The organism is Streptomyces sp. NRRL S-646, assembly GCF_000720765.1.
Taxonomy (GTDB): domain Bacteria; phylum Actinomycetota; class Actinomycetes; order Streptomycetales; family Streptomycetaceae; genus Streptomyces.
Map to the genome: position 1 here is coordinate 347743 of NZ_JODC01000007.1, position 21511 is coordinate 369253.

General features: G+C 72.4%; 1 protein-coding gene (cut by a window edge). It reads right to left on the reverse strand.

Annotated elements, in window-relative coordinates:
- Window positions 1–21511 carry the 3' portion of a scabin-related ADP-ribosyltransferase gene (locus IH68_RS49845; protein WP_159403683.1) on the reverse strand. It continues 6440 nt past the right edge of the window, so the window shows 21511 of its 27951 coding nt (coding positions 6441–27951); its start codon lies off the right edge, out of view — the gene reads right to left on this strand; it ends in the stop codon at window positions 1–3.

A 21511-nucleotide genomic window follows, 5' to 3' on the forward strand; every position in this document is an offset into this window, starting at 1 on the left:
TCATTGCATGTCGGTACTGCTGCCGGTGTCGGCAGCGTGTTGATCACCGTTGATTCGCGTGAGGAACCTTTCCGCGCTGGCCTCGGCGGTCTCCGCGCCGTCCGCCTGGTGCGCCGGGCCGGCGGATCCGCTCCCGGGCGCCGTCTCCAGGGGCGGCTGCGGTGGAGAGTCGTCCGGCGCGGTATCGCCGTTGACCCGGGTCAGGAACCCCTCGACGAGGCCGTCCGTCGTCCGCTCCGCGCCGGACGCCGCCCCGGCGTCGTCGTCGACGTGTGCGGTGGTCGTCTCCGGTGCGGTGACGAGGACTTCCGCCAGCGCGGGTGAGTCCGCGAGGTCGATGGGGAGCATGAAGTACAGGCCGCCTGGAACGTTGACGAGCAGCTTTCCGTGCGGGCCGGAGAGGACGACGTCCAAGTCGGCCTTGTAGTAGCGGAACGGCCGGACACTGGCGACGTTCCGCTCCAGGATCTCCTCGGCCTCCGCGGCCCGCTCCCCGGACGTCTCCGCCTCGTAGCGCAGGGGTGCCGAGTCCCGGAGCGAGTGGCCGTCGATGTCTCCGCCGAGGTCGGGGCCGGCCCCGGCGAACCATGCGCCGGTCCGGCCATGGACGTGCTCCTGTGTCTCTCGGCCCTGGTTGAAGTGGCGCGAGAGGATCTCCACGTCGGACTCCGGCAGGACGGTGACACGGGTGATGCGCATGCCTGCGGTCACCTGCTCGCCGCCCACCTGCACCTGGTACCGGTGCCGCAGCAGGCGTTCCAGGCTCAGCCGCAGCTGCACCTCGTTGGTGAGGTGGTCGTACAGGATGCCGGGGAGCGTGGTGCGGTCCGGCCGCCAGGTCTGCGGCGCCTCGGGCCGGGGGCGTGTGGTGGTGGGCGCCGCGGGCAGCGCGACCCAGCGGTTGATCTCGGTCGCGGCGGGCAGTGCCCAGGGATGTCCGTGCTCGGACATCAGGTCCACCAAGGCGTCGTTCAGGGGATGTTCCTGGGGCTGCCACACCGGCGGGGCGGCATCCTGGGGGTGGTCGGGCGTCGGTTGCGGTGCCTGGCCGGGCTGGACGAGGTGCTCGGGGATGACGACGCGTACCCAGCCGTCGACGGTGCCGTCCTCGGGCCGCTGCGGGAACCGGGCGAGGTACGACCGGGGCCGGGAGCCGGCCGCCGCCCAGCGCCGGCGCCCCATCAGGCTCGAGACGGCGAGGGGCACCCCGTGGAGGAGTCGGACGGGTGCGGAGAGCACCTCGGGCAGTTGTCCGGTGAGGGTCATCTCGACCCTGAACCGCTGCCGCAGCCGGAACTCGACCGACGGGTTGCGGGTCTGGCCCCAGTAGACCTCCACGTTCTCTTCGTGCTGCTCGTGGGCCGTGCTCGCCTCACCGGACCAGCCGCCCGCGACCTGGAGGCCGCCCTGTGTCCCCCCGCCGACCCTGCCGTGCAGTTCGCCGTGGACCTCGACCTCGGTCGAGCGGGAGGTGCTGGTCGTCTCCTCGGTGATCGCCTTGCCCCGCAGCAGCATGGTCAGCTCGGGACGGGCGTGCTGCGACAGCGGTTCCAGGGTCTCGGCGGTGACCTTGGTCCACAGGTAGCGGGTGGCGCCGAACGCCGAAGGGATGGGCAGCCACCGGGTGACTCCGCCTGTGTTGAGCAGGGTGAACTGGTCGAGCAGGGCGGCGGGTGAGTAGGAGGCCTCGATGGAGCTCAGCAGCAGGCTCGGGCGGTGACCGAAGCCGTCGGCGTCGGGCCGTAGCAGGCCCTGCTCCGTCAGCCACTGCTTCATCGTCTCCAGCACGCCGTCCGCCTGCAGCACCTCCGGGTGGGTGCCTCCGGGCAGCAGCGCCAGGTCGAAGTGACCGGTCGGCGGCTGCGGTTCGACGGGCGCCACGCCGTCCGGCACCGGCAGAGACAGGTCGAAGATCCGCCGCTCGGGGACCACGAACTCCAGGCCGTGCCTGACCTCCAGCACCCGCTCGACGTCGGTCGTGCCGGATGCGCTGCGGGTCAGTGCGTCGGTCAGGTGGGGGCTGCGCCAGCGGTGCAGGGTGATCCGGAACACCGCGTGGGCGCGGTAGGTGTGCTTGGGCCCGCCGTATGTGCCGCGGGTGATGCCGACGGGGCCGACGGCCGTGCCGTGGCCGCTCTCCCAGCCCCACTGGAGGCCGCCGCCGAAGGTGGCGCGCAGTTCGCCGGTCAGCGGGTGGTGCTGCTGGGCCGGGGACTGCCGCTCGCCGGTCGTGAGCCGCTCCACGCCGGTCGCCGCCGACTGCTCGCCGTCCTCCTCGCCGTGGCCGAAGTGGAGGGCCGGACCCAGGCGGCCCGCCACGCCGACGGTGCGGGTGCGCTCGGCGGTGCGTTCGTAGTGGGCGGTTCCGCTGGTGTTCTGCCACAGCTGGAAGGCGGCCCCGGTGTGCGCCTGCACATGCTGCGGTTCGGCGGCGACGAGCTGCAGCCGCAGGGCCTGGTGCCACCCGTCGGGCCCGTCGGGCAGCTCCACCAGCCGCCCCTGGCTGGTGGTCAGGGACGGGAAGTGGGCCACCAGTTCGTTCGGCGCGAACGGCTTCTTGATCTCCGCAGGCCAGTTCGCCGGGTCCGCCTGCCACTCGTCCGCAAGTCTGTTGGCCTGCTGGTACATCGTCGCCGCCGTACGTGCCACTTCGGGCGCGGACAGGAACGACCGGTACACGACTGCGGAGCCGTGGCTGGTGAAGTCCACCAACTGGTCGGCGGCCGGCAGGGATTCGAGGGGCCGCACCCGCCCGGCCTCAGCCAGCAGCTGCGCCGGGATCCTCCCCGACGGCACGTGCAGATGCGGCATGGCCACCCGGGCCACCACCTCGTCCGGCCGGTCGATCCACCACTTCTGCTCTCGGTGGCCGTCGGTGCGTACGGACAGCTCGTACACGGCGTCGTAGACGTGCTCGTCGGCCTTGCCCCCCATGTCGGCGCGCTGTGTGGACTTCGCCGCGCCGGAGAACTGGTGCTCGGTGCCGCGCCCGATGCTGCCGGTCAGCCCCGCCTGTCCGAGGCGCAGCCGCAGGAGCTTGGTCGGTCCGGCATCGCCGCGGGCGCCCACGAAGGCCCGCAGCTTCCAGGCGTTCTTGCGCTCTCCGCTGACCGTGGCGCCCTGCCCGGAGCGGATGTTGAGCGACATCGGCCGCGTCTCGTCGCCGGTGGCGCCGCCGACGCGCTCCCGCAGCCGGGCGGTCACCGACACGTGGTACGTCCGCCCGCTCAGCCGCACGGAGTGCTCGACGCCCGACATCAGCTGCGTGAGGTCGGTCTCCAGGGACGGCCGCCCGAACGCGGTGAGCAGTTCCCGGTCCGCGCCCGCCCAGTTCACCCTGGGGCGGCCCAGCTTGAGGAAGGGCAGGTGGCCGGTCAACTTCAGTCGGCGGCCGGTCAGTTGCTGGTGCGTCTGGCCGATGACGGTGCGGATCTGGTCGTGGACCAGTTCGGCGCCGGGCAGGCCGAGGAGGGTTCCGAAGCCCAGACCGCGCCGCGTCGCCAGGGCCAGCGGTTCGCGTTCGTGCGGCTGCGGCAGGGGTGAGTCCAGCCGCTCCGGGCGCCGGTACGCCGCCTGCGGCAGGCCGACGCCCAGTTCGGCCGCCTCGGCGAGCAGCGCCCGCACATAGGGCCGTGCCTCCACCGGACCGACCGGCTGGGGCTGCCGCAGCAGCGGGGCGTCCGCACCGAGCACGCGGCGCTCGAAGTCGGCGGCCTCATGGCTGGGGACGCCCAGTTCGGCCGGCACGATGCGGGTGAGCGGCTCGATGCGGTGCGTGGTGGAACGCACCTCGAGGGAGACGTTCAGCGAGGCGCGGTAACGCGCGTGGTCGTCCGTGGTCTGGACGATGGTGTGGAGGGCGGTCGACACGGCCAGGCCCTGGCTGGTGCCGCGCTGGACCTCGCCGGTGAGCGAGACGAACTCCGCCGGCCCCACGACGACCCGGCCGCCCAGCGAGACGCTGCTCTTTGCGCCCTCCTTGCGGTGCGCCACCAGCGTGCTGGCGGAGTCCTCGCGCACGGGGACCTTGGCGGTGTCGCCCAGGTACTCCAGGCCTTCGATCGTCGCCCTGATCGCCACATGGCCCTGGAAGGACCGGCCGAGGCCGGTGGAGAGGGACACCCGGTCCGTGACCAGCTCGTTGCCCAGCAGGTAGCGGCTGCGGTTGATGGCGGAACGCTCGTTCAGCTGGACGAGGGTCCGTTCCATCAGTGTTCGTACGGCTTCGGCGGGCAGTCCGGCGGCGTGCAGCCGACGCTCGAACTCGGCGGCCAGCGGTGTCAGGTCGATGGCGTTGAGGATTGTACGGGCCCGATGATGCCCGGCGTCCTGCTGTTCGCCCTCGCGCACGGGGGCGGCGTGGGGCACGTGCTGCAGAGCGCCCGGGACCGTCAGCGACTTGGGCAGCCGCACGGTGAGACGTTCAGGGATGACCCGGTCGTGCCGGCGTTCCTCGCCGTCGACGAAGATCCGCAGCTGCAGGCCCGCACGGAACGGGGTGCTCTGCTGCATCCAGATCTTCCGGTCGAAGACCACCCTGCGGCTCGTCTGTGTCTGGCCGGTGCGGTGCGCCTCGACGCTCAGCACCGGCGCCGGCGTCACCGACGACACGACCCTCGATCCGGTGGAGATCGCCGTCAGCAGGGAGCTCGCGCCGGACCAGCCGCCCTCCCCGGCGGACTTGTGAGTGGTCGCCAGGGAGCCCCAGTTGAGGGCGTACCCGTCGACCGGGGACGCCTCCTGCGGCAACGGCTCCACATTGCGCAGCACCGGCCGCACCCACACCACATGACCGTCCGCGGTGAGCAGCCGGCCGCGCTGGAGGGCCGCCTCCCAGAAGTCCAGCAGCCGCTCCCGGTCGGCCGCGGCGTTGCGGGTGTCCTCGCCGGCCGCCAGTGCCTCGGGCACCTCCCCACTGCGGAGCAGTGTGCGAAGGGCCTCGCGGATGCCCGTCTCCAGCTCGGCGCTGTCGCCGTCGTGCCGTACCGCATACGCGATGTTGTTGGCCCACTGCCGGATCAGCGCCTCGTCCCAGGGGTCGACGGCGGTGACGTTCAGTTCGCCGTGCGCGTCCATGCCGTTCCCGCCCATGTACCAGGGGACTTCGGCGTGCGGCGGGCTCGCAGCGGCGTCCGTCTGCGGCTCGCGCTCCTGTACGGCGTGGGCGGCGGCCGCGTCGGACTGCTCGCGCACCTCCGTCACGTCGGCGGCAGGCCGGTCCGGCTGCTCGGGCTCGTGCACCGTGGACGGTGAGTTCCCCGGGGTGTGAAGCGGCTCGGTCGGTGTGCCTTCGGCGCCGAAGAGGAACGTGTCTGCGGTGGCCTGGTTCCCGATGACGAACTGACGGCGGGGATCCGTGCTCGTCCCGGTTTCGTCGCCCACCCAGCCGATGGTGAGGTGGCCGCCGACCTGCGCGGCGTCCGCCCACGCGAATCCGAGTTCCCCGTCCGGGTGGTGGCTGACCTGGACCGGCCGGCCCGACAGCTCCGGGGGGACCTCGTGCAGGTAGATCTGGTGCGAGACCAGTTCGCCTCGGGGCCCGAACACGGTCTCCAGGCCCGTGGCCTCGTGTGTCACCGGCCGCAGCCCGTCCGGCCGAGCGGGCAGCACGGTGAATCCGTTCACGGAAAGTCCCGCCGCGTCCACGACCGGCCCGGCCTCCTCCAGCGCCCGGCGGGCGGCCGCCCACAGCGCCTCGTGCGCCGCGGCCCGCAGTTCGGCGAGCCCGTCGGGGTCCGCCCACGGATTCAGCCCGGAACGCCGCAGGAAGTCCGTGGCATCGCGCGAGATCAACGGCACCAGCACCTGCGCAGGCTCACTGCGCGGGCCGGACGACCGCTCCCCGGGCAGCATCTCGTCGAAGATCCGGGCCAGCTCCTGGTCGTACTCCACGCCGACCGTGCCCACATGGTTCTGCGGCCGTGTCCGGGGCGCACGCCTCGCCGGCAGCCCCTCGTTCAGCCTGCGCAGCCAAGTCCGCCACGGCACCGCACTGTTGTGGCGCGCCGGGACCAGAATCCCGTCCGTGCCGAAGCGGAGCGCCTCGCCGGTCACCCGGTCGGTGAGGACGTATCCGTCCGAGGTGGTCTGCAGGCCGTGGGACGCCACGACCAACGGATCGTCGGCGACCAGCTCCGCGACCCAGCCGTGGGGTGCGCCCTGCGAGACGGGGACCCGGAGCCTGCGGATCAGCGCACCGGCCAGGTGCTCGGGCAGGCCCTCACCGTAGAGCGGGACCTCGACATCCCGGGGCACGCCGTTCCCGTCGACCCGCCACCCCAGGTCGTCCCCAGGGGCGTTGATCCAGACCTCGGTCAGCGTCCCCGACGCGTCGCGCACCTCGCCCAGTTCGTAGTGGTCCGCCCCCACCACCGACAGTTCGGGACCGTCCTCGCCCGCGGCGAACCGCAGGAAGTCCTCCGTTCCCGTCAACCGCACGTCCAGCGCCTGCGGCACCCCGTCCACGGCGAACTGCCAGCGCACCTCTCCCGCCGCGTCGGACGCGGTGTACCCGCCGTCCGCCCGCGACGTCACCGTCCAGCCGGGCAGCGGCCTCATCTGCGCGTCCACGGCCTCCGGGAGCGCCGGCAGTCCCAGCAGCTCGTACCGGGCTACGGCCTCCGGGGACGGCACCACCAGCCGGAACCCGGGAACCGCGGGCAGTCCCTCGGGAACGGCCGGCAGTCCCGGCCGCCACTGCGCCCGCTGTCTGCCGCGGGACTCCGCCTGCCCGGACTGCTCCTCCCGCAGCTCCTCGTGCGGGGCGTCACCGGACGCCTCCGGCACAGCGGGCTGCTCGTGCCGCGCCTCGGCCGACGGCGCCTCAGCCTCACCCATCGGGGTCTTCCCGCGGTCCGAGTTCGCGCTGCCGGACGACTCGCCGGCCTGCGGCAGCCTCTGACGGACCAGCACGCCCCGGGTGTCGAAGCGCCACTCGGCCACCGCACCCTCGTACGGGCCCGCCAGCGGCAGCGTGACGGTCAGACCGTCCCTGAACCGGGCCATCCGCCCGCCCTCGACCGGAACGCCGTCGCGGTCCAGCAGTGCCAGCGGGCCCTCGATACCGGCCGGCTCCCGCAACCGCACCACATGGTCGACACCCGGCAACTCCAGTTCGCGGTACTCGAAGCGGACACGGGAATCGAGGAACAGGGCGCCCTCGGCCCCCTGGACAACGAACCCGCCGCCCTCACGCGGCAGCACCGTGCGGTCCGGTACCACCGCACCCTCGGCGTCCGCCAACTCCAGCCGCGAGGACGCCTCAGAGGTGCCGGTCGCCCCGGTGTCCGTCCGCCGCAGTCGGTACCCGGCCAGCGGCGTGGCACCGTGCAGCGGCTCCTCCACCACACGCACCGCCGGAGCGGCGGCGGGATGCGGCACCTGCTCCGGTCGGTCGCTCTCGGGGGCGTCGGCTAGCGTGTGCGGCTGCTCGTCGACGGACAGGGCCTCGTCCTCGGACCCGTCGCTCGGTGCGGTGGCCTCCGCGTCCTGCGTGCCGTCCGCGTGCTCCGCGGGCTCCTCAAGCTCCTCGGGCACGGTCGACAGCACCGGCTGCCAAGTCCGCCCGGTGCGGCGACGCTCCCGCACCTCCCCGGTGCTCGGGGCGGCGTCGTCACCCGGCTCCGACAGACCCAGTCGGCCCAGTCCCTCCCGGTCCACCACGACCAGGATGGGCTCGTCCGGCCCGGTGGTGATCGGCTCCCGCCACTGGGCGGGGAGCTTCTTGGCGCGGTAGGCGGGAGTGACCGTCCACCGGGGTGTCAGCCGTACCAGGTAGCGGGGCCCGGCATCGCCCTCCCCCTCGGGCTTCGGCTCCTTGCGGGTCGTCTCGCCGGTGACCGACTGCGCTCCCCCGTACGTCAGCCAGGTGCTGTACGCGTCGTCGCCCAGTACGAAGGGCCGGTTCGCCGCGGTGTGCTCCCCGAGACGGATCGTCGGTTCGCGGAGGTCGGCGTACCACGCGGGGCCCGCTTCACCGGAGCTCGTCCAGCTCGTCTCGGCCTTCGAGGTGTCGGAGGCGGTGGTGGTCAGGGAGCCTTCGCGGATCGTCCGGACCACATCCCGCGCCACCACGTCGGCCTTGACGGTCACCTTCTCCAGTGCGCTCCCGGTGATCTCAATGACGTGTCCCCGCGGCGACAGGACGTCCGGCAGCTTCGACCGCAGCACCGCGGCCCCCGTGCGTGCCTGCAACTCGAAGCCCGCACGAGGACGCAGCACCGGCCGCCCGTCCTGACCCCCGAAGGCCAGCTCGTCCAGCACGGTGCGAAGCCCGGGTGCGTCGAACTGGCGTACCAGCGCCTTCGCGGGCAGGCCCACTTCGAGCCCGGCACCGTGCGGCCACTCGGCCAGCGAGCCGTGGACCGGCGCCGCCACCGACGGGCCCGCATCGTCCGCCAGGGGCAGCACCTCCTCCGCCGGCACCGTGGAGCGCGCCGCGCCGGGCAGCGTGAACCGCGCGGTCCACGAGCCGCCGAACGAGCGGCCGCCCAACTTGGGCATCCAGTCCGGCAGATGCCTGCTGTAGTGCCCCGGACGCGCGTACGGGTACACGTCCATCGTCACCAGCAGGTCGTGAAGGAACTGCACACTCTCCCCCGGCCCGGAGCCGGGCCTGGACCTGGACCTGGAACGGGAGCCCGACCGGGCCGTGGCCCCGGAGCCCTCCGCGGACGCGGCGCCGGACTCGGAGTTGATGACCGACGCCGTGTGCTCCTTGGTCACCTCAGTCTTCGTGGCCCATGAGTGGGAGTGGCCGAATCCGGCCATGAGCAGGGAGGCAGGACGGTGCGCCACGCCCGGGTTGGCGATGGCGTACACGCTCCACGAGGCGGACAGACCGGACTGGGTCGTGTCGGTCGTGCGCTCGGTCGTGTCCAGGCCGTCCTTCGAGGTGTGGCGCGAGAGCGTGGCGTGGTAGCGCCCCTGGCCGAGCCGGGCCCGCAGCACCACCAGCTGCTCCACCTTGCCGAAGGGCGTGTCGCCCGCCAGGAACACCGGCCGTCCACCGTTCAGCATCTCCTCGATCACCGTGCCGAATCCGGACGCGGTCAGCGACGGGCCCAGCACGTCGTGGATCAGCCTGTCGTTGATGCGGTCGAACTTCGCCACCCGTGCCGACGCCGTCCGCCCGTTCTCCACCGACCACTGGTCGAGCCGGCGTGCGATCTGCTGGACCAGCTCTCCGCCGGCCTCCAGCCGGTACAGCTCGACGTGCCCGTTGCCCCGGCCCGTGTTCGCCGGCGCCCTCACCGCCTCCCATACGTCCGATGTCGCGGCCACCTCGGACGGTTCCTCCAGCCGTGTGTCCACGGCCGGTTGTGCCGCCGGTGTACTGCCGACGGGCTGCGGTTCGGCGTCCGCGTCGGTCTCGGCCGCGTCGGTCTCGGCCGCCGCCGCGCGGTACCGTTCGGCGTCGTCGGCGATCAGACTGGCGATGTCCTGCTCGGTCAGCTCGCCGATACGGTGGATCTCCCGCGCCGGTACCCACAGGGTGGCCGCGTCAGGCACGAGTGCCCAGCTCGACCGCTCGTCGGCCGGGGTCCGGTGGACCATGGTCGCAAGGTCCTGCCAGGCCGCGTCCTTGCGTGTGCGCACCTCGTACGTCACGTCGAAGGTGACCAGGTACCCGCGTTCGACCCACTCGTCGGCGGACATGGCCTCAGCACCATGTGCGGTGGACGTGCCCTGTGTCCTGGCGTAGATCAGTGAGCCGCCGAGCTCGGCGCCGACGGAGGTGTGGAGGTCGTTGAGCGGGGTCATGACGCCGCCGGCGAGCTTGCCCTTGACGGACCACCCTCGCTGGGTGTCCGACGTCTGCTCGACCTGGCCGACGCGCGTACCGCCGAACGTGTGCTCCTCGTCGACCGCCACGATCCGGGGGTCGCCGAGCCGGGCCGACAGGTCCACGCGCGCGAGCAGTTCGCGGTTGCCGGCGAGTCCCGCCCGGTTGTGGCTCTTCAGGGTGACGGTGTCCTTGAATCCCACGGTCCGCTCGAACCCGGCCATGCGAGCCGCCGGACCGGTGAAGTTCTCCAGGACGTCCAGGGCGGCGTTGCGCTCGTTGATCTCGTCCGGTGTGCGCTCCAGCCAGTTCTTGCCCTGGTGCTGGTCGAACCCGGCCGGGGCACTGCCCAGCAGCGGCCGGCGGTAGAGCTCCCGCCAGCTCGTTCCGCCTGGTGCGGACAGCATCCCGGCCACCGTGCTCTGCAGCCCCGGGACCGGCTTGAGCGAGTCCAGCCGGTAACCGGCGGGCAGGTGTCCCTCGCGTTGGACGGGCCGCGGCGTGTCCCCTTCCCGCCACAGCGGGGCGGACGGTTCGGCCGGCGCCGGCGTCGGTTCCGCGAGCGGCACCAAGGTCCGCTCGGGCACTGCCACCTCGACCCGGCCGGGAATCGTCGCGGCCGCGTAGCCGGCGGCCGCGTCCGCCTCACGCCACCGCGCCACCTCGCCCGGCGCCGACCAGCGGCCACCCACCCGGACCTCGAAGTCGACCGGGAAGTCGAAGTGATGGATTCCCGTGCCGCCGCCCAGGGGCTGTTCGGCCCGCAGGCTCTGGGTCACCTTGCGGGCGACGACCTGGTTGGCCTTGTAGGCCAGTCCGGTCCCGAGGTACTCGACCTCGTGCGTCGGGGCGATGGATCCGGCGCCCGCCACCCCGACGGAAGCGTCCTTCCGCCGGGTGACGGCGGTGTTCTGGGCGTGGCTCGCGGCGACGGTTCCGCTGAGCGTCACCTGCGCGCCGTCGCCCAGGTACCGGCCGTCCGCGGGTCGTAGTGCACCGCGGACGAAGACGTCCGGGGCGCCGCTGCGCCATGCGCTCAACGGGAAGCGTACGCCGTCTCCGCTGTGCGCCACTTCCCGCGCGTGCTCCCGCAGGAAGCTGCGGAACTCCGTCGCCACGTCCGGCAGTCGGGCGGCGTCCAGCAGCCCTTCCGCCTCCAGGCGGTGCAGAACCCGGCCGGCGATTTCCTCCACCGTCTCGTCCGCGAGCCGGTAGGCGGCGTCCAGCCGGTCCGCCACGGTGAACCGGCTCGCGCCGGCCGGCTCCGGAGTTTCCGTGGGGGGTTCTTCGAGCGCCGCGGCTGCAGGTGTGGCGTCTTCGGGTGTGGCATCCGTGGACACCGTGCTCCGGGTGTCGTCCGCCGGCGCCGCGTCGTCACGCTCCCGCGTCCACAGCGTCGCCACACCGCCGTCCACCCGCTGCGCCACGCCGTCGTGGCCGCCCACGCGGACGACGAGGGTGAACTCCGCCTGACGCTTGTGGACCGGTCCCCTGTACGTCTCCTCTTCGGTGCGTTCGCGCGTGTCGGTGACGTCGGTGACGTTCTTGGTCATGCGGTAGCCCAGAACGACCGGACCGAGAGTCCCGGCGATGTGGGTTGTGTTGCCCACGCCCAGCGTAATGCCACCGCCCCAGCGCCGGGTCACTCCCTGTCCCCAGGTGCTCTCCGCGCTGATCCGGTGGGTACGGGTGACCGTGCCTTCCGCCTCGGGGAGGTCCCGTACGACGATGTCCTTGGCGATGGCCACCGCGATCTGGGTCCTGCCCCAACGGCCCTTGAACGGGAAGGACTTGCGGACCACCTGACCGCCGAACAGTTCCGGCGCACGCCCTGGAAGCTGATCCAGCCAGGCACGCAGTTCCCGCGCCACGGGATCGTTCACCCGGAACGTGCTGCCCAGCGCACCCTCCACGGCCTGGAGGACGCCGGGGCCGACGCCTGCGAACTCGGCGTGCAGCACCTCCTCGGTGCGCCGCTGCCCCGCGTCCTGCGCCATGGCGGGCGGCGTGACGGTGTCCGCGGTCGGCTTGGGCCAGGCGAGCGTCACCGGTATGTGGACGACGTCCTCCCGGTTCCTGGCCCTGCTCCAGGGCCAGCGGCCGGGCTTGCGCACCGAGACGCGGTACGTCACCGTGTGGCCGGCCTGCGCGACCGGTACCCCGGTCTCGGCGATCTCCGTCTTCATGTCGCGCTTGGTCTTCGTGGACAGGCTCGTGTCCCGGGCGTTGATCAACCCGGCGATCTTTCCGGCGATCTGCAGGAAGGGCAGGGGGATGCGGGCCGCCCGCGGCTCGAGGGCCGGTTGCTGGCGCGTGACCGACGCGCCGCGGTTCTCCGCGGCGCGGGTGCGGCTGAATTCGAAGTCGTCGGTGGCCGACGCCACCCCGTGCGGGGTGCCGAGACCCACGGCTTCCACCACCACCTGCGGTCCGCCGTTCGCACGGGCGCTGAAGTCGACGCGGTATCCGCCGTCCAGGGAGTGGTGGAAGTGCTCCTTGAGCTGCTCGTCCGAGAAGGCGCTGTCGATCAGGGCGTACGTGGCGTGGTCGGCGGCGGTGCGTCCGACCATCCGGACGATCGCGGTGCGCACGTCGAAGCCGTCGATGTCACCGGTCACCTTGGGCCGGTCCGCCCGCGCCCGCCGCATCAGTTCGGCGGGGTCGAGCGGGTTGTCGCTGCGGCCGAGCACGTCCTCCAGGTCCGCCTCGGCGAACAGCTGGGTCAGCATCCGCCCCTCGGTGGCGGACCGGTGCGTGACGGCGGGCGCCGGCTGCACCAGGTCCGTGGCGCCGCCCGGCGCTGCCGGCTCGGCGGACTGGTGCGGCTGCCCGGTGGTGGTGTCGGCCGTGTCCTGCTCGGGGAGCTGCTCCTGCCGTGCCTCGGCCGCCGGTTCCTCCACCGCGTCCAACGGCAGGTCCGGGCCCGCTGCGTCCGTGTCCCCCACCGGCTCCGGCCGCGAGGACACCGCGGAATCCTCGCCCGCAGCACCGTCCGTCCGCGGCGGCCGAGACCCGGCAGGCTCCGCATCGCCGTCCTGCCGCTCCGGCTCCTCCACCGCCCGCGCCGCCGACTCGGCGTCCGGCTGCGGCGGCTGCTCCGTGAGACCGTCCGGCTGCTCCACGACGGGCCGCTCGAACAGCACTCGGGGCGCCTGCCCGTCCGGCCCCGGAAGAACCGCGCGCACGTCGCCGCCGTCGGTGGCCTCCAGTACGGCGTGGTCGAACCGGCCGCCGGCGAAGGTGACCGGCCTGCCGTCGTCGCCGACACGCAGGGCGATACCGGCCCGGTAGTCGAACTTCCAGTGGCTGCCGGGGAGTTCGTGGCCGCCGGGCGCGGCAACGGTCTCCTCCAGGCGGTGCCCGGTCTCGGCGTCGACCACGATCCGCTCCAGCGGCGACGTGCCGGACGCGGTGGGCACCAGGGCCACCCTCTCGCCGTCGAGGTCCTCCGCCCGGTGCAGCGTCGACGGCTCGCCCGTCGGGTCCAGCAGTCGGGGCTTCCCGCCCGGGCGGGCCATGTCGAACCGCAGCTGTCCGAGCCCGTCGGCGAGCGGCTGGTCCTTGGCGATCACCCTGCCGTCGGCGAGGTAGTGCAGCCACCGGCCGCCGTCCTGCTCCAGGACGCTGAACGCCGCCTGGTGACGGTCTCGCAGGTCACGGGGGGCCTCACGGACGACGAACCGGTCCACGACCTCGGGGGCGCCGTGGAGCCGGTACCGCACGTCGATGCGGCCGTCCTCCTGCCGGACGTGGTCGACGGCCACCTTGAGGCCACGCAACTCCCTGGGCCCGAAGTCCGGAACGGCCTCGTGGTGGACGACCTCGTGCCGCTCGCCGGCGAACCGGGTGACCAGGCCCGTGGGCGTGTGGACGACCTCGTGGCCGTCGTCCACCGCGGTGATCGTGAAGTCCTGGTCCGATCGGTTCCGCTGCCGTGCGCCGAGGTGGTCGGTGAGGGCCTGGCGGGCGTCGTCCACCGGGTCGTAGGCCGCGACGCCGGGGCCGCGCACCAGTTCGTCGGGGAACAGCCCCTCCGGGGTGACGTGCTCCCGCAGTTCCTGCTCCGTCAGAGGGCCCAGGTGGCGGTACCGCTCCCAGTCGTCCTGGTACCGGAAGCCCAGGGCACGGCGGGTGCCGGCCTTGCGCGCCCACGCGTCGGCCCCCGCGAGAATCTCGTGGAGCGTGTGGTGACCGGCCGACAGCATGTCGCCGACGATCGCGAGCCGGAGCCATCTCAGGTCGATGTCCGCGTTCCAGACGCGGTTGGCGAAGTAGGCCTCCTTCAGGAAGATCTGGGTCGTGCCGGAGATCCCGGACGCGACGAGTCCGCCGGTGCGCTGCGCTTCCGCGTGCGGCCCCGCACCGAACACCCTGTCGTCGAACGGCACCGGCTCGCCGTCCTCCGCGACGGGCAGGAGGCGTATGCCGGTCTTCTCGGCTCCGCTCTTCCACGACGTCCCGCCGTCCGACCAGTCGGCCTCCCGCTCGCTCAGGGGGACGGTCTCCCGGTACGCGCCATGGACCGGCTCCGGAACGGTGGGGTTCTTGTCCTCCCAGGGCTGCTCGGCGTCCTTGCCCTGCCGGATGTCATCGAAGTCGATGCCCAGGGCCTTGGGGATGACGTTGTTGTAGCTGCCGTTCATGAGGAAGCCCATGTGCTCACGGATGTTGCCGTGGCGTACGACCTCCTCCGCACGGTCCTCGCCCGGACCGACGGCCCCCACGGAGGCGCGGCGCTGGGTGGCGAACTTCGCCCGGTCCTCGGGATCCGCGTGTTCCCAGGCCGCCTCGACGAACTTGCGGACCGCCCGCCGCACCTCGGGGTGCTGCACCAGGTAGGCACCGAGCCTGCGCTCGAAGCGCTCGGCCTCGCGCTGGAAGGCCAGCCGCTCCCGGTCGGCTCGGCTCGCGGGGGCGTGCGTGGCCGCCTCCGCGGGGGTGGGTGCCCCGAAGCCTTCGGGGTGCAGCCAAGCGACGCTGTCGTTCGTGCCGGGCCGCTCGAACAGGACGCGCCGCCCCTGGTCCTCGTCAGCCGGCCGGATCACCCGGAGCCTGCCGTCGTCGGCGAACTCGATCAGGCCGTGGTCGAGCGGACCGTCCACGGACGCGCCGTTCTCGCCGTTCGCGGCTTCCTCGCCGTGCTCGCCGTTCTCGCCGTCCTCACCCAGGCGTACGGCCGTTCCGGTCCGGAAGTCGAGCTTCCAGTGCGTATAGCCGTGCAGTTCGCCGCGCTCGCGCGGCGCGGCGACGGTCTCCTCCAGCACACGCGCCTTCCCCGTGTCGACCACGAGACGAGCTTCCTCCCGCCCCGCGCTGTCCTGGCGGATCACCGCCGTCCGGCCGTCGCCCAGATCCCGCGTCGTCACCACGAAGTCGCCGTTCAACGGCCCCGAGGGCCCGACGAGTTGCGGCTCCCGGTTCTCGCCGAGCCGCAGGAACAGCGGTGCGAGGCCGGCCGGCACGCGCTCGCCGGCCGCCCCCGGAGACAGCGGTATGTCCCGCGCCACCAGTCGCGCGCCGCGGCTGTAGTGGTGGCGTATGCCCTGGCGGGAGTCGGTGACGGTGAACTCGACCGCCGGGTGCTGTCCGAGGTCCGCGGATGCCGGGCCGATACGGAACCGTTCCAGCGCGGCCTCGGGGCCGTTCAGTGTGAGGTTCGGCCCGCCGGAGGTGTGCCGTACGACGAGCCGAAGGTCGTCGAGGGCCGCGTCGTCGCCGCCCAGCAGCGGGAGTTTCTCGAAGCGCGGCCGGCCCCTGAGGCTGAAGTCGTACTGCGCCTTGACGCCGTTGACCGCACCGGGCACCCCGACTTCCACGGTCAGGATGTCCGCCCGCGAGAACCGCACCGGCACGTCGATCCGTTCACCGCTGCCCTGGTCCACCAGACGCAGGGCCTCCGGCTCTCCCAGGGGCGCGTCGATGCGCACCGACCGGTCGCCGTCGGCGAACCCGATGCGGAAGCCGAACGCTCCGGGACCGACCGGCAGTCGGCGGCCGTCCGCCATGACGTCGCCCAGCGGCGGGCGTTCGAAGAGCAGCGTGGAGTCGGGCCCGTCGCTCAGCAGTCTGAGGCCGCCCTCCTCCTCGGTGACCACCGAAGGGTACGAGGAGCCGTCCGCGGTGACGGGACGCCCCGTCTCGTCCAGGCGCACCGCCCGGGCGCGCGGGTGGTCGATCTCCCAGTAGCCGGTGACCTTCCCTCGTCTGCCGCGGATCGCGACGGTCTCCTTCAGCAGCCGGCCGGTGGCGCCGTCGACTTCCAGGTGCTCGATCGCGTCGGCCGCCGCGTCGGAGCGCACCAGCTTCACCCGACCGCTGCTGTCCAGCGGACCCGCGCTCCATTCCTGCGACGGCGTACGGTCCGCCTCCAGCACCTCGGGACCCTGGCCCGGGAGCGTCGCGTCGTACCGGAGACGACCCAGTCCACCCTCGATCCGGACCTGACGCTCCATCACGACAGCCGTGGCGTCGACCGTGTAGCGGTGGCCGTGGACGTCGTCGACGATCTCCAGCCCGCCCTCCTCCTCGAGCCCGGTCGTCTCGTTCGGGGATGCGGCATAGAACCGCGCGTTCGCCCCTTCCCCGCTCTCACCCGCCAGATCGCTCCACAGCGCATCCGACCCGTCTCGCTCGAACTCCCGGTGGACCACGAGCTTCACGGAGGCCATCTCCGAAGGCGCGTCCACCAGCCGGAACTCGCGCGAGGTCCACGCCGGCCCACCGTCGACCAGCTCGAAGGTGGCGCGCAGCCCGGTCGTGTCATGCACCGCGGCGATGTCGCCGTCCTCCAGCGCGGCGACGGTGAAGCCGTCGACATGCGCCCCCTGCGACCGCTGGGACGCGTCGAGCCACTTCTGCGTCGCCTCGGCCGCGTCCTGGAGCAGCTTGTCGTAGGCAGCTTCCCGCCGCTCGACCGCCCGGACGTAGTCACCGGAATCCACGTCGGCCGCGGCCAGTCGGGCCCTGGCGTCCAGTACCGCCCGGTCGACCATGTCGAGGGTCTGCCGGGTCTCGCCGGAGCCCTGCTCGGAGCCGCTCTCGCGACTCACCGGCTGCGAGGGCGCCTCGTCGGGGATCGGCGACTGCGTACGCGGCTCTTCGGGAACGGCGGCGGCCCCTTCGGAGCGCACCGTGGACACCGCCTCCTGCTCTGCGCCCGGCTCCGGCGCCTGCGAAGGCTCGGCCGTGGTCTCGGCAGGCTCGAGCAGCGCCCGGGAAGGCCCGTGCGACACCGCCGTCCCGCCCACGGCGCGCGCCTCTTCGGGGCTCGCCCCGTCCTCGACGGCACGGGCCTGCTCCGCCGTACGCGCCTCATCCGGGATCACCGCGTCCTCGGCAGCAGACGCCTCCTCGGCGCCGTGCACCTGCTCCGGCGCACGCACCTCTCCGGGAACCGTTGCCTCGCCGGCGGCAGGGACCCCGTCGGGCGCAGGCCCTGCCTCGGCCGAACGCCTCTGCTCCGGCGGACGCACCGCCCCGGGACGCGTCACCTCACCAACGGCAGGCACCTGCCCTGACGCCCGCACCTCCTCGGAAACCCTTGCCTGCCCGGCGGCAGGGACCCCGTCGGGCGCAGGCCCTGCCCCGGCCGAACGCCCCTGCTCCGGCGGACGCTCGGGCTCTTCCTGGGCAACCGTCCCGTCCCCAGCCGATTGCGCCGCCCCTCGCCGGGGCGAGCTCGCCAAGAGGTCCGCCAAGGTCGGCCGTGGGTGGGTGATGGTGATGACCGCGCGGCGGAGGGCGCCCGCGCCGTCGGTGGGGCTGGTGCCGGGCGGGTACTCGCGGCCGCGGGACGTGACGACGACGCGGAAGTGGGCGGCGTTCAGTGTGGCGGGCGCCCCTGCCTCCGTCAGGTGCCTGCGGAGGCGTTCGGTGAAGGCCCCGGCCACCGCCTCGGCTCGGTCCTGGCCGCGCAGGACGGCCCGGCCGTAGTGGGGCCGCCCGAGTACGGTGCCGTTGCCGTGACCGCTGATCGACACGACGGGCAGCGGCCGTCCCCGCTCGGCGGCCGCGATGCCCTCCTGGGCCGTGCTCGCGGCGAGAGCGTCGATGGCACGCACGGCATCGGTGGTCAGCCGGTGTGATCCCCGGTCGAAGAGGATGTGCCGGGTGACCGGCTCGGGCGCCGGCATCTGCTGTGCCGAGTGATCGAAATGGCGTGCGTCGGTCTGGACGGGCCTGGGCCTGGAGCCCGGCGCGGTCGGGGCGGCCGCGACGGGGCCGTCCGCCAGGTCGGAGCGGCTGGAGACCGGGTCGAGGGCGAGCGTGCCGGGGTCGGCGAGGAGCGCCGTATGGGCGGGCGTCTCCTCGTTGCCGACCGCCCGGATCCGGTCCAGGGAGTCGAGGACCCACGTCAGCTCCGGACCCGGCTGCTGCCCGCCCAGCGCCTCGGTGATCCGGCCGCGCATGCCGGCGGCGAAGGCGCGGTACTCGTCGTTCCTGGCTGGGAGGACGGTGCTGTCGCCGACCTTGAACCGGTAGTCGTCGACTATCTCCTTACGGCGTTTGCCCAGTTCGCTGAGCGCAATGCGGACGTCGCGCGGCGGGTCCTCCCCCAGCGCGGCCGCGGCGTGCTCGCCGAGGGCCTCGAAGCCGGAGCGGATCGCGAACCGCTCAGCCAACAGCTCACCGTGGACCCGGCCCAGTTGCCGGTCGGCGGTCCTGCGCTGCCCCCGCAGGGTGGGCTGCACCTCGGTGAGGCGGTAGTCCACCGGCCTCTCCGACGGGTTGCTGGTGAGGAACTGCTCGTACTCCTTGTAGAGGGTCTGCGCGATACGCGCCTGGGAGGCCCAGAGGCTCACGTGGTCGCGGACGAACGCGTCGACGGCCGCCCGCTTGCCGGCACGGTCGTCGATGCCGTTCTTGAGGTGCTCGGGGGCGTGCTGGTCGAAGTACGCCTCCACCTGCTTTCTCGACAGGTACTTGTCACCGGGCTCGCGCAGCCCGGGGTTGTTGTAGTGGGCCGCGACGATCTCCCGGAGTGTCCTCGCGTTGGCCTCGTTCGTGACGGGACTGACGAAGCCGTTGCCCTCGGTGAAGACGGGGAGCCCGGGCATGCCCTCGTTCGGGACGCCGAGCCTGCCGCGGAGTTCGCCGATGGGCCGGACGTCGCCCCAGGAGTCGGGACGACCCTGCGTCGGTCCGTCCGTGTAGGTGCGCACCGAATTGGGCAGCGCCGACCGGCGGAGCAGTTCGAGGGAGCGGGGGTTTCTGATGCCGAACTGGTTGGACGCGTAGGGCTTGTCGACGTTGAAATCGTCCATGATCTCGCCGGGCCCGTACGCGGAATCCCCGGCGTTGTGCTCGGTGACCGCGCCACGCGAGATCTCGTTGGCGATGCGGAGCGGCACGAGGAAGGACCGGATCATCGGCTCGGTCGCGCCCTGGGTCTTGTACTTGTCGATCCATTTGATCTGGCGCAGGGGCTGGCCGATGCTGACCCAGAAGACGCTCTCCGTGGGTTTCTTGGCGTCGTAGTTCGGGGTTCCGGTGTGGATCTGGACAACTCCGTTGGCGTCCAGACCGACTTCCTTGTACTGCGGTTTGTCCGCGCCCAGTTCGTCCCCGAACACGGCCGAATAGACCGTCACATACGGTTCACCGTCGATGACGACGACCTCGGGGATGTCGCGGTGGACGAAGCCGGCTCCCCTGGGGGCCGTTACGCGGCTCGCGCTCACGTACTGCGCGCCGGGGACGGCCAGGGTGCTCCGGTCGGTGTCGAAGGCGTTCAGAGCCCGGTGGGCGGCGTTGACCGACTCGTCGGTGTACTGCGTGTCGGGCAGGGTGTCGATCAGCTGCCGTGTCTCGTGGACCCAGGCCGCCCGGCGCTGCGGAGCGACACCGTCCAGGAACGCGCCGATGCTCTGCCGCAGCTGCTCGGGATCAGGGTGGGGCCTGACCACCAGGCGCTTCAGCTCGTCACGGAACCGACCGAACCGCCGGTGTTCCGCAGGGTCACCGGTGGTCTGGCGGACGCCCTTCGTCCTGGCCCTGGTCGACGAGGACTCCGTCAGCGGGTGGTCGCGCACTACCGGGCCGGAGTCCACGGCGTTCTCGATGGCGGCCAGGTATTCCTTCGGAACGCCCGGAGAGGGTGCCTCGACGACATCGGCCATGATGCCGGTACGGCTGGACTTCCCGGCGGTGTTGCGGAAGACCGACTCCGGCGCGTAGTAGGTGTCCGGCAGGCCGATGAAGTGGCCGAACTCGTGCAGGCCCAGCAGGTCGTTGAGCTGTCGCCGCTGCGCCAGCTCCTCGGGGCGAAGCCCGGGGTCCTCGCTGTGCATGCGGAAGTGCAGCTGGTCGGAGCGGCCGGGCTCGGGCGACGTGCTGATCTCGATCGCCTCGGGGTGGTCCGGGACGTGGCTGAGGTTGAGATCGATGTGAAGCTGATCGCCGGAACGGGGCAGCCGTAGACCGGTGTTGAAGTGGTCGTCCAGCGCCTGCCGCCAGCGCGCCTCGTACCGCGGAAGCATGTCCTGGTGGAAGCCGTCGCCGAACCGCACCGGCAGGTGCAGGTTCAGGTTGCGCACCCAGCGGCCGTCCTCGGCCTGGATCCGGCGCACCCACGCCCGGATGAGGGTGCTGCTGCCGGGCAGCGTGCCGTCACCGGCCGGCCGGCCCCGCTCCGGATCGAAGCGCTCGGTCCGCAGTTCGCTGCCGACGGCGTCTGCCCGGCGATGCCGCCACTGCTCGGGTCGTACCGGATCCGCCGCCGGGAACACGAGTGCCTGCGACGGACGACCGACGTCGCTCTGTACGGCCGATGCCCCGGCCGGTGCCTGCGAAGGCCGCTGGCCCCCGGTGCCCAGGAGGCTCTCGAGCGTCGCGCCCTCGCGCCGGCCCCTGGCCAGCCTCTCGGCCAGCATCACACCCTCGACGGTTCCCCGGCGGGGACCGCCGTGCAGGTGGATCTCCTGCGCCACCCGCATGGTGTGCCAGTACTGCTCGGGATCGCGCTTGAGCAGCGACGGACTGATCAGACGGTGCCCGACCAGGGGAGGCAGGGGCTCGTCGACCACCGTGTCGAACCGGTTGTAGGTCCGGGTGACGAAGACGGCGCTGTCCCAGAGGGCATGGGACTTGCTGATCGTCATCTCGGCCAACTGCTGTGCGAACCGCCGCAGTTCCTCGGGTACCTCCACCGGCGCCGACATCTGCGTCCCGGCGATCGCGGCGGACGTCGCCCGCTCCAGGATCTGTTCGACCTCCTGCGTGGTGACCGGCCGTCTCACCTCGGTGTTGACGGAGGTGGGGTCGAACGCGGGGTTGGACTTCCACTTGCCCCTGAGGTGGCTGCCCTGCGCGTCCTTGATGTGCTGCGCCCGTCTGATGAACTGCGGGCGGATACCACCGGGGAACGCGATCTCGTGCTCTTCGGTGTGCGGGTTTCCGACCTTCGCGCGTTGCGGCTCATGGCCGAGCTCATCGCCCAGTTCGTCGAACCGGTGGTCCTTGAGCGTCTGGTTGACGTCGATGCCACCCGGCGCGTGGATCTCGTACCGGAATTTCGCGGGGTGGGTGTAGTTGTCGTCCTTCGACGTGCTGACGAACATCGAAGGGCCCCACGCGACCACGTACTGCGCCAGGTCGGCCCTCTCGCTGCCCTTGGCCTCGAAGCCCTGCTTGAAGACGACCTTCGGCGGCCTGAGGTCGTAGCGCCACAAGGGTTCGTACGAATCGCGCCATACGACGCCCTCCGGACGCAGACCCGAAAGGTCCAGT